Origin of the sequence: Wolbachia endosymbiont (group B) of Dolichovespula media (genome assembly GCF_947179505.1) — a bacterium.
GTDB lineage: Bacteria > Pseudomonadota > Alphaproteobacteria > Rickettsiales > Anaplasmataceae > Wolbachia.
Map to the genome: position 1 here is coordinate 312,502 of NZ_CAMXBR010000002.1, position 14,285 is coordinate 326,786.

Annotated in this window: 15 protein-coding genes and 1 pseudogene; all 16 read left to right on the plus strand. The window is 36.5% G+C overall.

All coding sequences use genetic code 11. The features are described 5' to 3' along the window. The first annotated feature begins 12 nt into the window (after nucleotides 1–12). The 16 genes and pseudogenes from OM967_RS02490 (at nucleotide 13) to OM967_RS02565 (ending at nucleotide 14,276) form a co-directional block, all read left to right on the plus strand. Nucleotides 13–1,224 (plus strand): DNA modification methylase, encoded by a 1,212-nt coding sequence (locus tag OM967_RS02490; RefSeq protein ID WP_264337420.1) that lies wholly within the window; start codon nucleotides 13–15, stop codon nucleotides 1,222–1,224. A gap of 7 nt (nucleotides 1,225–1,231) precedes the next feature. Beyond that, nucleotides 1,232–1,714, plus strand: a complete 483-nt coding sequence (locus OM967_RS02495) for a hypothetical protein (protein ID WP_264337554.1) — start codon at nucleotides 1,232–1,234, stop codon at nucleotides 1,712–1,714. A 19-nt stretch (nucleotides 1,715–1,733) separates the two neighbouring features. Further along, nucleotides 1,734–3,215 (plus strand): ankyrin repeat domain-containing protein, encoded by a 1,482-nt coding sequence (locus OM967_RS02500; RefSeq protein WP_264337417.1) that lies wholly within the window; start codon nucleotides 1,734–1,736, stop codon nucleotides 3,213–3,215. After that, a complete protein-coding gene (locus OM967_RS02505; protein WP_264337555.1) occupies nucleotides 3,215–5,050 on the plus strand; it encodes a phage terminase large subunit family protein in 1,836 nt (611 codons plus the stop codon). The genes OM967_RS02500 and OM967_RS02505 overlap by 1 nt, the downstream gene beginning before the upstream one ends. Beyond that, nucleotides 5,040–5,264: a gpW family head-tail joining protein gene (locus OM967_RS02510; protein WP_264337556.1), complete on the plus strand. Its 225-nt coding sequence runs from the start codon at nucleotides 5,040–5,042 to the stop codon at nucleotides 5,262–5,264. The genes OM967_RS02505 and OM967_RS02510 overlap by 11 nt, the downstream gene beginning before the upstream one ends. Before the next feature lie 26 nt (nucleotides 5,265–5,290). Next, nucleotides 5,291–6,321: pseudogene (locus OM967_RS02515) on the plus strand (PDDEXK nuclease domain-containing protein). After that, on the plus strand, nucleotides 6,321–7,724 hold the full coding sequence (locus OM967_RS02520) for a phage portal protein (protein ID WP_264337557.1): 1,404 nt from the start codon (nucleotides 6,321–6,323) through the stop codon (nucleotides 7,722–7,724). The pseudogene OM967_RS02515 and the gene OM967_RS02520 overlap by 1 nt, the downstream one beginning before the upstream one ends. A gap of 14 nt (nucleotides 7,725–7,738) precedes the next feature. Next, nucleotides 7,739–8,785: a S49 family peptidase gene (locus tag OM967_RS02525; RefSeq protein ID WP_264337558.1), complete on the plus strand. Its 1,047-nt coding sequence runs from the start codon at nucleotides 7,739–7,741 to the stop codon at nucleotides 8,783–8,785. A gap of 67 nt (nucleotides 8,786–8,852) precedes the next feature. Then, the gene (locus tag OM967_RS02530) at nucleotides 8,853–9,227 is read left to right on the plus strand and encodes a head decoration protein (RefSeq protein WP_264337559.1); all 375 of its coding nucleotides are present in this window, start codon (nucleotides 8,853–8,855) and stop codon (nucleotides 9,225–9,227) included. Nucleotides 9,228–9,270: 43 nt separating this feature from the next. Further along, on the plus strand, nucleotides 9,271–10,275 hold the full coding sequence (locus OM967_RS02535) for a major capsid protein (RefSeq protein WP_264337560.1): 1,005 nt from the start codon (nucleotides 9,271–9,273) through the stop codon (nucleotides 10,273–10,275). A gap of 85 nt (nucleotides 10,276–10,360) precedes the next feature. Beyond that, on the plus strand, nucleotides 10,361–10,666 hold the full coding sequence (locus tag OM967_RS02540) for a head-tail joining protein (protein WP_143688821.1): 306 nt from the start codon (nucleotides 10,361–10,363) through the stop codon (nucleotides 10,664–10,666). Between the two features lie 498 nt (nucleotides 10,667–11,164). Beyond that, the gene (gene ltrA / locus OM967_RS02545) at nucleotides 11,165–12,478 is read left to right on the plus strand and encodes a group II intron reverse transcriptase/maturase (RefSeq protein WP_264337348.1); all 1,314 of its coding nucleotides are present in this window, start codon (nucleotides 11,165–11,167) and stop codon (nucleotides 12,476–12,478) included. A 112-nt stretch (nucleotides 12,479–12,590) separates the two neighbouring features. Then, nucleotides 12,591–13,094 (plus strand): phage tail protein, encoded by a 504-nt coding sequence (locus OM967_RS02550; protein ID WP_405197049.1) that lies wholly within the window; start codon nucleotides 12,591–12,593, stop codon nucleotides 13,092–13,094. Beyond that, nucleotides 13,091–13,567 carry a hypothetical protein gene (locus tag OM967_RS02555; RefSeq protein ID WP_264337561.1) on the plus strand — a complete coding sequence of 159 codons (477 nt, stop codon included), beginning with the start codon at nucleotides 13,091–13,093 and terminating at the stop codon, nucleotides 13,565–13,567. The genes OM967_RS02550 and OM967_RS02555 overlap by 4 nt, the downstream gene beginning before the upstream one ends. Next, entirely contained in the window at nucleotides 13,554–14,018 is a 465-nt protein-coding gene (locus OM967_RS02560; RefSeq protein WP_264337562.1) for a phage baseplate assembly protein V, read from the plus strand. The genes OM967_RS02555 and OM967_RS02560 overlap by 14 nt, the downstream gene beginning before the upstream one ends. A 3-nt stretch (nucleotides 14,019–14,021) precedes the next feature. Further along, complete coding sequence (locus OM967_RS02565; RefSeq protein ID WP_264337563.1) at nucleotides 14,022–14,276, plus strand: PAAR domain-containing protein; 255 nt, start codon at nucleotides 14,022–14,024, stop codon at nucleotides 14,274–14,276. Nucleotides 14,277–14,285 lie beyond the last annotated feature (9 nt).

Below are 14,285 nucleotides of genomic sequence, written 5' to 3' on the forward strand. Positions count from 1 at the left end.
AATTATTAAGATATGAATTTAGCAATCCACTACTATCCTGTTGAAAATCTAGTCGAATATGAGCGTAATCCACGTAAGAATGATGACGTAGTAAATAGAATGTGTGCTTCAATCAGGGAATTCGGTTTTCGTATTCCAATAGTTGCAAAAAGCGATGGAACTGTGGTTGATGGTCATTTAAGACTTAAAGCAGCAAGAAAACTTGGTATGGAGAGTATTCCAGTTGTTTTAAGTGATAATTTAAATGAACCACAAACCAAAGCTTTTCGATTACTGGCAAATCAATCAGCTAATTGGGCAAAGTGGGATGATGATCTTTTAAAGGTAGAAATTCAAGAGTTAGAAGATTTGCAGTTTGATCTTAAAATGACTGGATTTGAATTAGAAAAAGTTCAAAACTTTCTTGATGATTTAGATGGTGAAAAAGAAGATCTTTCTGACTTAGTTGTTGATGACAAAAAGGTAGAAATAACAAAGCCAGGTGATCTTTGGATTTTAGGTGATCATCGAATCTATTGTGGTGATAGCTCTGTAGTTGAATCATATAAAGCGCTGTTAGATGATAAAATGGCAGACATTACTGTTTGTGATCCTCCATATAACGTTGATTATGGTAATAGCCAAGACAAAAAGATATTAAATGATAATCAAGGTGAAAAGTATGAGCTTTTTCTCTATGACATCTGTTCCCATATTTTAGCATATACGAAAGGAGCAATTTACATCTGTGCATCATCATCAGAGTTTTCAACGTTGCAAAAAGCATTTGAGGAAGCGGGAGGAAAATGGTCAACATTTATCATTTGGGCAAAGAATCATTTTACGCTAGGCAGGTCTGATTATCAAAGACAATACGAAGCAATGCTCTATGGATGGAAAAGCGGCAATAAACGTGAGTGGCATGGAGGTAGAAATCAAAGTGATCTGTGGTTTTATGATAAGCCAACACACAATACACTACATCCAACGATGAAGCCAGTAGAGCTAATGGAAAGAGCAATAGTTAATAGCAGTAGATCAGGAGATATCGTACTTGATCCATTTAGCGGCTCTGGAAGTACACTGATTGCATGCGAGAGAACAGGAAGAATTTGTAGGACAATAGAGCTAGATTCAAAATTTGTAGATGTAACTATAAAACGTTGGCAAATATATACCGGAAGAGATGCCATTTTAGCCGGTACTGGTAAAACTTTTGCAGAAATTCAAGGAGAAAAACAGTAGGAAAAAAGTGAAAATTACACAAACAGAATGGGCAAGAGAGATAGGAGTATCAAAGCAATATGTCTGTTATTTAGTAAAAAAAGGAATAGTTGAGTTGGAGGATGGTTTGATCAATAGAGAACAAGCAAATGAAGCAGTAGCGGCAATAAGAGATCCAAGTCAGCCACTTAGGAGGAAAAATCCAGAAAACGAAAATACAAGTAACCTTTCCACGATGTTGCTAAAAACTCGAATAAAAAATGAAATGGAACGAGGTAAACTTCTTGAGGCAAAAGCTAGGGCTGAGATAGGAGAACTTGTAGCAGTAGAAGAAGTAAAGCGCGATGCATTTAATGTAGCAAGAGTTGTCCGTAATAATTTACTTAATATTCCAAATAGAGTTTCAGCATTGCTTGCATCACTGAGTGACACTGAAAAGATTCATATGGCGCTAACTGAAGAGATTACAAACTCATTACAAGAATTATCTAATACTAAATTTCAAATATAAGAAAGATTTTGAATATAAAATGGCTGATAACTTAAGTTTAGAGTTAATAAAGTGTCTCATTAATCAACCTGGATTAGATGTAAATATTAGAGGATTAAACGGAAAAACCCCACTACATTGCGCTATAGAGTTTGATGAATTAAGTATGGTAGATCTGTTACTCACGAAAAAGAACATTAATCCTTTTATAGAAGATAATGATGGTAAAACATCTCTTGATTACGCCAAAGAAGGGAAAAAAGCAGAAATATTACAAGCGCTAATCAACAATAAATATGGATCAGAGCAAGATAGTTTACTTCATTTAGCTGCAATGATAGGTGAAGTTAATGCAGTTAGATATTTGATAGGAAAAGGTGTTGACGTTAATGTACGAAATGCTCTGCATCATACGCCATTACATCTAGCAGCAGGCATAGGACATGCAGAAGTTGTAAAGATTTTGATAAGAGAAGGAAACGCTGAAATAGATGTCTTTGATGTACGAAATCAGACACCAATGCACTATGCAGTTAATAATAAAAAGTTGGAGATAGTAAAGTTACTGCTAAAGCTAGGAGCGGATGTAAATAGTGCACGCATGGGACAAAACTCAATGAAATTGTCACCTGTGCATATAGCTGTAAGTAATACTAATTATGATGAAAGAGATTTATGTTTGGATATCCTCAAATGCTTAATAAAGGAGCCTAATGCTCAAGTTAATTTACAAGACTACGAAAATAAAACACCACTACATTACGCTGAAAGACTTAAAACAATAGAAGTTTTACTAACGCGAGAAGATATAGATCCATTGGTAAAAGACGATAGCGGTAAGACACCATTTGATTACGCTAAACCTGAGATAAAGAAGGCTTTGATGAGTAATAAATACGGTTCTGAAAAGAATAGTCTACTCCATTTAGCTGCACAAAGAGGAGAAATTGAGCTTGTAGATGCAATCTTAAAGGAAGAAATTGATATTGATATTTCAAATAATAAAAATCTACCGCCGGTTTACCTTGCTGCAGAAAAAGGGCATTTACATGTAGTAAAGTTATTGCTGAAAAAAGGAGCAAATTATAAACCTGTTTTGCATTTAGCAATCAAGTCAAATAATTTAGAATTACTTAAAGTTTTATTTAATGAAAAAAATGGAGCGTTACTCTGCAGAGATACCGTTGTTAATTTTCCAACCCTTCATAATAAATATATAGCACAGAGAGAAATAGCAGATAAAAGGATGAAAAAACATAATAATATTATCTGCATCTGTATTACAGTTAGCGCAGTAGCAATGGCAGCATATATAGGTTTAACAGCAGCAACAATAAGCAGTGCAATCATTTTTGCAACAATAACAGGGATATTTGCGCTTGTTATAGCAATAATGATAAGTGAGATGAGCAAAAGATATATAGAAAACGAATTTCAGAAAAAGATGTTTATGGAATTGGAAGAGTGTAGTTCTACTGTTAATGATGTTGAGATAGAACCAGTTATGAGTAGATGCAGATAATGATATACGCCACATCTTTTTCTGAAGGTTTAAAACCAGATCCAGAGCTTAAAGTATCAGAGTGGGCGAATGAGTATCGAGTTTTAGCGCCAACTGCAGCATCAGAGCCAGGTAAATGGAGAACAGAAAGAACTCCTTATTTAAAAGAAATTATGGATTCACTTTCTCCGTCCTCACCAGCAGAAAAAGTAGTATTCATGAAAGGAGCGCAGATTGGAGGAACAGAAGCTGGCAACAATTGGATTGGCTATATCATAGACCAGATACCAGGTCCAATGCTGGTAGTACAGCCAACAGTTGAAATGCGAAAGCGTTGGTCGAAGGGAAGATTTGCACCATTAATAGAGAGTACACCATGTTTAAAGAGTAAAGTAAAAGACCCAAGATCAAGAGACTCAGGCAATACTGTACAAAGTAAGGAATTTCCAGGTGGAATAGTAGTAATAACTGGAGCAAACAGCAGTGTAGGCCTCCGATCTATGCCAGTAAAGTATCTCTTTCTTGATGAGATTGATGCGTATCCAGGAGATTCAGGAGGAGAAGGAGATCCAGTACTGCTTAGTATTGCTCGAACTAACACTTTTGCACGGCGAAAGATTTTTTTAGTATCAACACCAACGATTCATGGAATAAGTAGAATTGAGAAGGAATTTGAAGCAACAGATAAGAGATATTTTTTTGTTCCATGTCCTTATTGTAATTATTACCAAATATTAAAATGGTCACAAATAAAATGGGAAGATAAAAATCCAAATACAGCACACTATATATGTATAGAATGTGGTAAAAAGATAGAAAATCATCAAAAGACAGAGATGCTTGAACGTGGAGAATGGAGGCCTACTAATAGAGTAAAAGGTGAGAAAAAAGGATTTCATCTTTCAAGTCTTTATAGTCCAGTAGGCTGGTATAGTTGGCAACAAGCAGTAGAAGATTTTCTGCATGCAAAAGAAAGTGAACAATTACTGAAAGTTTGGATAAATACCACACTTGGAGAAACTTGGGTAGATAAAGGAGAAGTACCAGACTGGAAGCAATTATTTAACCGAAGAGAATTTTTTCAGATTGGCACAGTACCAAGGAGAGAAGTGGTACTTACTGCAGGAGTAGATGTCCAAAAAGATCGTTTAGAAGTAGAAGTTGTAGCATGGGGAAAAAGTCGTGAAAATTGGTCAATAGACTACCGAGTATTTGAAGGAGATACAGGAGGTGGAGAAGTATGGAAAAAGCTTTCGGAGCTCCTCAATCATCATTTTATCGGTGAAAATGGGCTTGAATATATGATAAGTATGATGGCAGTTGATGCAGGATATGCAACACAGGAAGTATACAATTGGGTAAGAGGTCATCAGTGCTTTGGGAAAGTAATGGCAGTGAAAGGTGTAAATAAAGCCTTAGTACCACTTAGCAGCCCAAGTAGAGTAGATATAACAGTTGGTGGTCAAAAGCTGAAAAGAGGAATAAAGCTCTGGCCAGTAGGAGTATCGATATTAAAGTCAGAGCTTTTTCAATTACTTAATGTTTTAAAAGAAGGTGAAGAAGCTCCAGCAGGATATTGTCATTTTCCCGAATATGCACCTGAATATTTTAAGCAGCTAACGGCAGAGCAATTAGTCAGCAAGGTAGTAAAAGGATACACTAAACAAGAGTGGCAAAAGGTAAGAGAAAGAAATGAAGTATTAGATTGCCGAATTTACGCAAGAGCAGCATCTATTGCGCTTGGAATCGATCGTTGGCCAGAGAGTAAATGGAATGGTTTGAGTGGAAAAATGGAAAGCAAAAAGCCTAAAAAAGTAAGACAGAGTAAGTGGCTTGGTAATCAAAATGTACAGTGAAGAATATTTAACTCAAGTTGAGAAAGCAATTCAAAAACTGCAAAGCGGAGAAAGAGTTGTCTCAATTGCATATGGTGAACATGTTGTGCGGTACGGGGAAGTTCAAATAAAGGATTTATTGGAGCTCAGGCAACGAATAAAAGCGGGGTTAAAAGTTGCAGGCATGAGGCCAAAGAGGAAAATTGTTTTTTCAACGAGCAAGGGGATCATATAATGATGAAAATCGTTGAAAGGAATCGTATGACAAAAATTATAGCAAAAGAATATACAGAATTTTTAGAGCAGTTGAAAGAACAGATTGCTACTAGTCGTTATAAAGCAGCACTAGCAGTAAATAGCAAGCTTATTATGCTTTACCACTATATTGGTGCAGAGATCTTAAAGCGTCAAAAAGAATATGGCTGGGGAGCCAAAGTAATTGAGCAGTTAAGTAGAGACTTAAAGGCTGAGTTTCCAGAAATGAAAGGTTTTAGTCCTAGAAATTTGAAGTATATGCGTAAGTTTGCTGAGGAGTATTCTGATATTGAATTTGTGCAGGAGCCTCTTGCACAATTAACTTGGTACCATAATGTTACTCTTTTAGAAAAGATAGAGAGTCGAGAAACAAGGTTGTTTTATATAAAAGAAGCAATTGAACATGGCTGGTCAAGAAACATTATGGTAATGCAGATTGAACTTGGGTTGCATAAGCGTCAGGGAAAGGCTATCACTAATTTTAAAGAGAAGCTGCCTTCGCCTCAATCAGATTTAGCGCATTACACATTAAAGGATCCATATATTTTTGATTTTTTAAGTATAGGAAAGGATGCTCATGAAAGAGAAGTAGAAAAAGGGCTTGTAGGGCACATGGAGAAGTTTTTGCTAGAGCTTGGTGAAGGATTTGCATTTGTTGGTAGGCAGTTTCACTTAGATGTTGGAAATAAAGACTTCTATATTGATTTATTGTTTTACCATTTAAAGTTACGTTGCTTTGTAGTAATTGAGCTAAAAGACAAAGATTTCAAGCCAGAATATGCAGGTAAAATGAATTTTTATCTTTCAGCCGTTGATGATTTACTAAAGCATGAGACAGATCAACCATCTATAGGATTAATTTATGCAAGTCAAAGGATAATGTACTAGCTAAGTATACACTTAAAGACATAAATAAACCGATAGGGTTGGCAGAATATAAAATTACTGAAAATCTACCAGAGAATATAAAAACAGCTTTGCCAACAATAGAGGAATTAGAAGCTGAGTTATCTAAAGTTTCAGATCAGGAAAAGTAATGCTATTAAAATCGTTCAAGCAATTATTTAACAAACCAAAGATAAAAAGCTCAGCGTGGGATGCAGCAGGTTCAGGAAGAAGATTTTTTCACTTTCAACCAGAGTCAGGAAGTATAAACAATTTGCTGTCTCAAAGCCTTGAAACTTTACGTAGTAGATCACGTGATATGGTGAGAAAAAATCCATATGCAGCAAATATCATTGATACAATAGTAAGTAACTCTATTGGAACAGGAATAAAACCGCAATCAAAAGCAAGAGATGGAGAATTTCGAAAGAAGGTGCAAGAATTATGGCTAAAATGGACAGATGAAGCAGACAGTAACGGAGTAAGTGATTTTTATGGATTACAAGCTCTAGTATGCAGAAGTATGATAGAGGGAGGAGAATGTTTTATACGTTTAAGAACGAGAAAGCTGGAAGATAGATTTTCTGTACCACTACAACTGCAAGTACTTGAGTCTGAACATTTAGACAATAAAACAAATCAAACTTTAGCAAATGGTAATGTAATAAGAAACGGGATTGAGTTTAACAAGCTTGGGCAAAGAGAGGCATATTACTTATTTAGAGAGCATCCAGGTGAAGGTTCATTTGGAGAATCATTTAGAGTACCGGCAAATGATGTTTTACATATCTACAAACCTTTAAGACCTGGACAAATTAGAGGGGAACCTTGGCTTTCTAATATACTGCTGAAGCTTTATGAACTTGATCAATACGATGATGCAGAATTAGTGAGAAAAAAGACAGCAGCGATGTTTGCAGGGTTTATTACGAGACTTGATCCTGAAGCAAATATCATGGGGGAAGGTGAAAGTAATGAGCAAGGAGTAGCACTATCCGGTTTAGAGCCAGGAACAATGCAGCTTTTAGACCCAGGAGAAGACATAAAATTTTCAGAGCCATCTGATGTTGGAGGAAGTTATGAAGCATTCATGAGACAGCAACTCAGGGCAATAGCGATTGGTACAGGGATAACATATGAACAGCTAACAGGAGATTTAACAGGTGTTAATTACTCATCAATCAGAGCAGGATTAATAGAGTTTCGTCGTCGATGCGCTATGCTGCAACATAACATTATAGTATTCCAATTTTGCAGACCAGTATGGAGTAGATGGCTAGAACTTGCCACTTTATCTGGAGAGCTTTCTACAACAGATAATCAAATATTTAAAGATGTAAAATGGATACCACAGGGATTTGATTGGGTAGATCCACTGAAAGACCAGCAAGCACAGCAAATGGCAGTAAGGAATGGATTTAAGAGTCGATCGGAAGTAGTATCAGAAATGGGTTACGATGTAGAAGAAATTGATCAAGAAATAGCAGAAGATCAAAAGCGTGCTGATTCTCTCAACCTTTTCTTTGATTCTGATGTCAGGACACAAACAAAATAAATCTCGTTTACTTTATGGAAATTTTACAAACCAACTGGCTATGTAGGCCGATGATGATAGAGCAAAAAAGCTTTGACCTGTTGTCACTATATAACGGAAAACAACCTATCTTTAAAAATATAAAACATGCAGTAAATCAGAATATAGAAAAAACAGCAGTAATAGCAATACATGGAATTTTGACCAAAAAACCAGGAGCTTTTGACGATTTTCTGGGAATGACATCATATGAGAAAATTCAAGAAGAAATAGAAGAAGCATTATCAAACAAAGATATAGAAACTATTCTGCTTGATATAGATAGTCCAGGAGGAGAGGTAAATGGAGTATTTGACTTAGCTGATTTTATTTATGAATCAAGAACAAAAAAGAGAATTATTGCAATAGCAAATGATGATGCATATTCTGCTGCGTACGCTATAGCCTCTAGCACTGAGAAGGTATTTGTGAGCAGAACTTCTGGTGTGGGCAGTATTGGAGTAATAGCAAGTCATATAGATCAAAGTAGGTTTGATGAAAAATGTGGAATAAAATATACCACAGTATTTGCAGGAAGTAGAAAAAATGATTTAAACCCACATGAGCCAATAACGTCTGAAAGTCTGGAAAGCTTACAAAAAGAAGTAGACCGACTATATGAAATGTTTGTGCAGCTAATAGCGAGGAACAGAGGTCTTTCAATTGAAAAGATTCGATCAACGGAGGCAGGGCTATATTTTGGCGAGAGAGCAGTAGAAATAGGTGTTGCAGATGGAGTTACAACATTTTTTGAATTTATCAATAATCATAGGAGTGTTAGTATGACAACTAATGAGTTAACTGATGAAGGCTACGAAAACTGTCGTAGAGAAATTTTAGAGATAATAAGATTATGTAATATGTCAAAGATGCCAGAAAAGATAGGAGAATTTATTGAGCAAAGCGTAAGTGTTGAACAAGCCAGGGAAGTTTTAATGGAACTGCTAGCAGAGCGAACGAAGAAGACAGAAATACTGAGTGCAATACCACAGAATTCAGGAGAAGATTTAATGATACAGGTAGCAAGAAGTCGTAGGAGTTAAAGTATTTTTATAACCACCGTATATAGCATTGATAAAAGCGGCGGTAAGAAGTTAAGGAGAGAAATTTATGAGTTGTATAAGCGAACAAAATAATCTAGGTGACTTATTAAAGTATGAAGCATCAAGTCTATATTCAAGAGACCAAATAACTGTAGCGAAAGATCAAAATATTAAACTTGGTACAGTAGTTGCCAAGAAGACAGATGATGGTTTTATTAGAGTGCTGAACCCCACTGGAACAGACGGCACACAAACAGCAGTAGGAGTAATTACAACCGATATACATAGCAAAGATTCTGATATGAAAGGAGTAATTATTACTCGTGGTGCAATACTAGCAGATCATGCAGTGGTGTGGCCAGCAAATATCACTGAAGAGCAAAAAAATGCAGCAATAAAGCAACTTGAAGGACGAGGGATCATTATCCGTAAAGCAGTCTAAGGCTATATTAAACAATAAAAAACACAAAGGGGGAAAATAAAAAATGCAAAATCCATTTACAAACACAGCATTTAGCATGACGGCACTAACAAATGCGATAAATATATTGCCGATAAATTATGGACGAATTGAAAATTTAAATTTGTTTCCAAGTAGATCAGTAAGATTTAGACATATTACCATAGAAGAACACAACGGAGTATTAAGTTTATTACCAACACAAATACCAGGAGCACCAGCAACAGTAGGAAAAAGAGGAAAAAGAAAAGTAAGAACATTTACGATTCCACATATTCCTCACGATGATGTAGTGTTACCAGAGGAAGTACAGGGAATAAGAGCATTTGGGTCAGAAAGTGAACTGAAAGCGCTGGCAGATGTAATAACTGACCATTTGCAGCTAATGAGAAATAAACATGCAATAACGTTGGAGCATTTGCGTATGGGAGCGCTGAAGGGAATAATTTTAGATGCTGATGGGTCGGAATTATTAAATCTGTACAACGAATTTGAAATAACACCAAAAGTAGTAAATTTTGCCCTTGGAACAGCAACAACTGATGTAAAGCGTAAGTGCTTGGAGGTATTGCGACATATTGAGGATAACTTAAGTGGTGAATATATGACGGGAATTCATGCACTGGTAAGCCCTGAGTTTTTTGATGCATTAACTTCCCATAGTAAGGTGAAAGAGGCATATGAGAGATGGCAAGAAGGAGCAGCGCTAAGGAATGATATGAGGTCAGGATTTACATTCTGCGGAATCACATTTGAGGAATATAGAGGGCAAGCAACTGATCCTGAGGGAAATGTAAGAAGGTTTATTGAGAAAGATACAGGGCACTGTTTTCCAGTAGGAACAGCAAGCACATTTACAACATATTTTGCACCAGCAGATTTTAATGAAACAGTGAATACTCTTGGACAGCCACTCTATGCAAAACAAGAGCCAAGAAGATTTGATAGAGGGACTGATTTGCATACACAGTCGAACCCTCTGCCAATGTGCCACCGCCCGGCCGTTTTGGTCAAGGTCGTTGCAACATAAAAATACTGATAGAGCAACAAAAAGGCAGTTAGTATTCTATCAGCATATAGCGTACTGATGAAAACTTAATGAATAAAATAGAAGAATGCAAGAGAGTATTAAGCGATTATTTAAAGATTGTCTTATCCATTTAGGGGAGTTAGCTTTATATGAGTCAAAGAATAAGTCATATATGGTACAGGTATTAAAGCAACAGCCAGATAAATTATACGAGATTGGTGAAGGACAATTTGTGGGAGAGATGCTTTTTCTTGAGGTAAGCATTTTTGATATACTGAGGCCAATTGTAGGAGATATTTTTGTTATAGGTGATTGCAAATACAAAATACACACACCACCACTTAGAGATAAATCTGGAATGGTCTGGCGAATCGAAGCGTATGGGGTGTAAAATGTGTGCGCCAAGAAGTGCGTAAGGAACAGTTGGTGAAAATCCAACACGGGTAAAGCTTAGCCAGCAACCTGGAACAAACCATTATGCTGCGTAAGGTAACGAGCGTAGTAAAGCTAATGGAATGGACAACATAGGGTGCAACGAAAGTGAAGGTATTGAGTCCCGTAATTCACGCGTCATGGGGGCCGACACTTTACATTTGGTGGAAGGCAACATGGGTAATAACGCTAAGGAAAGATATTACTCACCCCATCGGGATCGAAGGCCGCGTCATGTGTTGAGATGGACCTTACGTGAACTTGGGAGATCCTTTGTATTCCTGTAAGGGTACTCTGGAACAAGTCAATAAAGGCAAGGACTGGAGGAAGATGCAAAGGAAGTCGGACTAACTGATAGTACTCGGAGTGTGGGAAAGCCACATACAAGGGGAAGCGGTTAGCAATATAGTGACTGGTATAGGGATTGCTATACCAATACAACAGAGATTGGAGGAGTATGCAAGGAAAACTAAACCAGATAGCAGTAAGGGCTAAGCAAGATAAGCGAGTAAAATTTACATCGCTAGTTCATTTGATTAATGAAGAGAATCTTGCAGAGTGTTACAAGGAACTAAAACGCAACAAGGCTTGCGGTATAGATCGTGTGACAGTGGAAGCTTATGGAGAAAATCTAGAAGAGAAACTTAGAACGCTAGTGGATAGTATGAAGAGAAAGCAATACCGACCGCAACCAGTGAAAAGGGTATACATACCCAAAATTGGAAGCAAGGAAAAACGCGGTCTCGGAATACCATCAACAGAAGAAAAGTTGGTACAGGTAATGCTAAAGAAGATATTAGAAAATATTTATGAAGCAAACTTTATGGACAGCTCGTATGGATTTCGACCAGGAAGAAATTGTCATCAGGCGATAAACGCTCTAGATAAAGCAGTTATGCACAAACCAATTAACTATATTGTAGAAGTGGATATCAAGAAGTTCTTTGATAATGTTCAACATAAATGGCTAATGAATTGTCTAAGGGAACGAATAGCTGACCCAAATTTATTGTGGTTAATAAAACGATTTCTAAAGGCAGGAATAGTCGAAGTTGGATGTTACAAAGCAACCGATCAAGGCACACCACAAGGTGGTATAGTAAGCCCTGTATTAGCTAATATATACTTACACTATGTGCTGGACTTATGGTTTGAAAAGAAATTTAAGCCAAAAGCCAGAGGATATATACAGCTAATAAGGTTTTGCGACGATTTTGTAGTTGGCTGCGAGAGGGAAGAAGACGCAAAAGAATTTCTAGAATTACTGAAACAAAGACTAAGTAAATTTGGATTGGAAATAGCTGAAAATAAAACAAAAATAGTAAAGTTTGGTAAGAAAGAATGGTATCAAGCAGAAAGAGAGAAACGTAGGACGGCTAGCTTCAACTTTCTAGGATTTACACATTATTGTGGAAAAAGTCGTAATGGTAAACTTATGATGAAGCAGAAAACTTCAAAAATAAGCCTAGCTAGAAAGATTAAAGAAATCAAAGAGTGGTTGAAGATGGTACGAAGTCGTATCTGTCTCAAAGATTGGTGGCAGAAACTTAAAGCCAAACTAACAGGACACTATAGCTACTTCGGAGTTAGCGGAAATTATCGGTGTTTGATTCAATTCAATCGACTGGCAACAAAGTTAGCATTTAAGTGGATAAACCGACGTAGTCAAAAGAAAAGTATCGATTGGGAACAATTTATACACTATTTAAAAGTAAATCCATTACCAAAACCAAAGGTATATGTTTCTTTATACACAGGAGCACTAGTGTGAACGCTGTATTGTGGAGCCGTGTGCGGGAAATCCGCAAGCACGGTTCTTTTGGGGAGACTATGGTTATGAGACCAAATCGCTGATTTCAAGGTCATAAGTCTCTACCAGACCTGTGCATATAGAAGTTAATAGTAATGAGGTAATAGAAAGTGTAAATGCTAAAAGAAAAAAAATAGAATTAGCAATAGTGAGAGCGTTAAACAGAACAGCACTATGGCTAAAATTGAAGACAGCAAAAGAAATTAGTGAGGAAAAGAAGATAAAATTAAGTTTGATAAGAAAGAGATTAAGAATTTTTAAAGCAAAAACAAGCAGATTAGAAGTGTTAATTAGAGCAAATCTCTACGACATTAGAGCATCGATAATTGGTAAAATACAAAAAACAAGAAGAGGATCGAAAGTAGGAAAGCATGAGTTTATAGGAGGATTTGCAGCAGTTATGCCAAAAGGAAATAGCGGTATTTTTAAGCGTGAAGGAAGAACAGCCCTGCCAATAAAGGAAATTAAGTTGCCACTAGAACCTGAGGCTTCAAGGATAATAGGAAATCTTGTTAATTATGAGGTTGAGGAAGTATTTACAAAATTTTTTGAACGTGAATTGAGCTATAAAGGATGAATTTGAAAGATTTACATCAAGCAATTTGTACTAAGTTAAAGGAAGAAATACCGGCTATACAGACATGTGAAATTTATCCAGCAATAAGAAAAGAATTAGTAGCGCCAGCGGTGTTTGTGGAACTAGCAAGTTTAAAACCAGGTAAAGATCCAGGTACTGAAGAATTAGCTCTGAAAGCAAGATTTGAAGCACGAATTGTGATTGATAGCACAATAGAAAATGCCCCTATTATTGTCAAAACATTAGCTGCTGAGGTTGCAAGAGTAGTAAATAAAAATACTTGGAACGTGAAGAATGTTTCGCCAGGAGAATTTATCTCTGCGGAAATTGACGGATTTAGGCCGGAGTTAGATGCGTATTTAGTGTGGATGGTGGATTGGGTGCATAGAATACACGTAGGGCGATCTATTTGGAAAGAAGGAAAATTTATCCCACACAAAATAGAAATCGGTGAAATAAATGTTAGAAAGTAATTTTGCAATTTCGGAATTACAGAGAAAACTGGCCAACATTGTTCGTATAGGAGTTGTAAAAGAAATAGATTATGAAAAAGCAAAAGTAAGAGTGAAAATAGGAGAACTTTTAACAGATTATTTACCGTGGATAACGAGCAAAGCAGGAAAAGATAGAGATTGGTCTCCGCCAGATATCAATGAACAAGTTGTGGTATTTTCTCCTCTTGGCGAATTATCGTTAGGAGTGGTGTTAGGAGGGATATACCAGGAAAAATACCCTGCATCAGAGAATAAAAAAGAGGTGAGTAGCTTAACATTTCAAGATGGAACAAAGTTGTCATACGATAAAGATAAACATCATTTAGAGATTGAAGTAGTAGATAAAATAACACTGAAAGCTGGAGAATCGAGTATAGAAATGACAAAAGAAAGAATAAAACTTAAGGGAAGGAGAATAGATCTAAACTAGCATATGGGTAAAGCAATCGTTTGTGTAGGGGATAATTGTACAGGAATACCGGTTCATGTTTGTATGAGTGGAAGTGAAGACGTATTTGTAAATAGTAGATCTGTGTGTCGTAGGGGTGATATCTTGACTATAGGGGAGACACTAACGCAAGGGTCAAACAGCGTATTTGTGAACGGTATGGAAGTAACAAGAACAGGAGACTTGGTATCGTGTAGTTTTAAAGTGATAGGTGTTAGCAAAAATGTATTTGCAGAATGAGAGGCATGA